The sequence below is a fragment of the uncultured Rikenella sp. genome (assembly GCF_910579375.1).
GTDB lineage: Bacteria > Bacteroidota > Bacteroidia > Bacteroidales > Rikenellaceae > Rikenella.
This window is the reverse complement of the sequence record NZ_CAJTUJ010000216.1, coordinates 1-2,329: the sequence shown is the minus strand read 5'-3', so window position 1 is coordinate 2,329 and position 2,329 is coordinate 1. Positions and strand designations below refer to the sequence as shown.

The window sequence follows — 2,329 nt, the reverse complement described above, 5'->3', positions numbered from 1 at the left end:
TATGTAGCTGCTCAGGCCCTGGCCAACGCTACGGACAAGAAAGAAGCAATCGTGGGCCAGATGTGGATCTACTGCTACAACCAGCCGATCAAGATGTGGGACTGGTGGCGTCTGACGGGTTATCCGAAGATCGTGAAGGTAACGACTCCGGCCGATGCGGCTCAGGTAAGCGGTCCGTATTGGGTTCAGCCGGTTCCGCGGACTTCGACGAATGTCCTCTCGTTCCCGCGTCGTGCTTCGCTGCCGCAGCCGAACGAGCTGAACAACGCGAATTACAACGCTACGCGCGATGCGTTGCTGGGGCCGGTATACGGGACGACCTATAACCAGACTACGGGCCGCATCTACTGGGACGTACAGGGTTTGTAGTTTCGGATTTCGGAACTATTTGACCGACCATTAAACACGGAGGGCTCCGGGGAATCGTTCCCCAGAGCCCTCTTCTTTTTTGCGGTCGTTGTCAGACGTTCTTTGCCGGGCAAACCTTTGCCGCAACAAAAACCGAGCCGACAAAAGAACGGCCCTATTTCACCCGTTCGAAGTATTCGACGAACTTGTCATGCGGCGCCGAAACGCAAATCCGCGCGAACTTCGACGCCTCCTCCTTCCTGCTTTTGGTGAAGAACGAGAGCGACACGCTGCCGATCCGATGCGCCAGCAACTCCTCCTCCGTCCGGTTCACGACGACGAAAATCCCGGTCGGCGTGCTCGCATGGTAGTACTCTTCGGCCAGCAATTCCCGTTGTTTCAGGTATTCGATATTGAGCGCGATGCCGCGCGAAGTGGCCGCCTTGAACGCATCGGCCGCCGCAATCCCCGTCGGCGTCGTCAGGAGCCGGAGAATCAGCTGTTGGGCGAACGCATTGACGCCGTTCGTGCAGTACATCAGCCGAACCTCCAGCTCGTCGTGCAACTCCCGATTGGTGGTATGGATAAATCCGAGCCGTTGTCCGCTGAGCCCCACCGACTTGCTGAAACTTTCCGTAATGATGACGTTTTCGAGCTCCAGCAGCCGCTGGTAGTAGTTGTCGTATTTGTCATAGAAGATCCGGCGATACGGGCTGTCGAAAAAGACCGTCACGCCTGCGTCGTTGAGCTTTTTGATCAGGGCGAACTGTTCGTCGTCGTCGTATTTTTCGCCCAGCGGATTCCCCGGGTCGCAGATCAACACCGCATTGCCCTTCAGCTCCGGAATCATCCCTGCCAGATCGCGCTGAGCCATGTATTCGGCATTGCCGATTCCGCGGACGGTCAGCATCTGGAAATAACAGCCCCAATAGTAGACCGGCAGGTAGAGTTTCCCCATCCCCACAGCCTGCACCACGAGATCCAGGGCGTTCATTCCGCCGGCCGTAATCAGGATGTTGTCTGCCGAGGACTTGCCGCCGAAATATTCGTCGTTGATGGCCTGTCGCAACGCCGGAAAACCGGGCCCCGGAGGATAGACCTGAATGTCGTTGGAGTTGAAGTCCATCTCTTTGACCACCTCGCTCAGGTCGATATTGACCACGGCATTCACCCCGCGATTGAGCGGAAGGTAAGTTTCGCCGGTTTCGGCCGTCAGTTTTTTGAGTTTTTCACCGATCTGTACGATTTTGGACAGAGCGGCACCGCTTTTTTTGATCTCCATGATATCGAGTCTATACTTTTAGGAGGAATGAGACTTAGGTTGATTGCAAGGTAGCGTTTTTTCGGCAACCGATCGCGCCCTGAAGCAGAGAAAGCAGACTGTTTGTTGAAAATTCAACTAAATAGTATAATTCGAGTTATTCTTCAACAAATTTTCCGAAAAGAAGAAAGAAAAATCCCCCGAGACCTCCCTGGCGATAAACGACAGGGAGGGTCACGGGGGAGGCCCGGTCCAGGGAAAGGCTACTAACACCAGAAGATGACCGGGAAAAGAGGGCTCCGGGAAATCGATCCCCGGAGCCCTCCGTGTTTAATGGTAGGTCAAATAGTGCCGCAACGAGGACTATTTGTCCCAGAAGATACGACCCGTGGTAGCACCGTAGGTCGAGCCATAGTTCGGTTGCGTCATCAACTCGTCACGCGCTGCGTTATAGTTGACATTATTGATCGGTTTCGGCTGAGGCAGTGCACCCCGACGCGGGAATTCCAGCGGATTACCAGCTGTACGGGTCGACGGCTTCATCCAATAAAGCCCCGTCGGACGATCGGCCGGCGTCTTCACTTCCACGATCTTCGGATAGCCCGTCAGACGCCACCAGTCCCACATCTTGATCGGCTGGTTGTAGCAGTAGATCCACATCTGGCCCACGATTGCTTCTTTCTTGTCCGTAGCGTTGGCCAGGGCCTGAGCAGCTACATA

At 55.2% G+C, this 2,329-nt stretch carries 2 protein-coding genes and 1 pseudogene; 1 reads left to right on the top strand and 2 read right to left on the bottom strand.

Annotation, left to right across the window (positions count from 1 at the left end; translation table 11 throughout):
* Positions 1 to 369: SusD/RagB family nutrient-binding outer membrane lipoprotein (locus tag QZ302_RS09820; RefSeq protein ID WP_294594909.1), on the top strand; the 369-nt coding region annotated here is incomplete at its 5' end.
* A 154-nt stretch (positions 370 to 523) separates the two neighbouring features.
* On the opposite strand, the gene QZ302_RS09815 is transcribed toward QZ302_RS09820, so the two are convergent.
* Positions 524 to 1,630, bottom strand: a complete 1,107-nt coding sequence (locus tag QZ302_RS09815) for a pyridoxal phosphate-dependent aminotransferase (RefSeq protein WP_294594907.1) — start codon at positions 1,628 to 1,630, stop codon at positions 524 to 526.
* A gap of 342 nt (positions 1,631 to 1,972) precedes the next feature.
* A pseudogene (locus QZ302_RS09810) lies at positions 1,973 to 2,329 on the bottom strand (SusD/RagB family nutrient-binding outer membrane lipoprotein); the annotation flags it as partial.

Coding starts and splice junctions, on each gene's coding strand:
- QZ302_RS09815 (WP_294594907.1), bottom strand. CDS start 1,630: ATGGAGATCAAAAAAAGCGGTGCCGCTCTGTCCAAAATCGTACAGATC.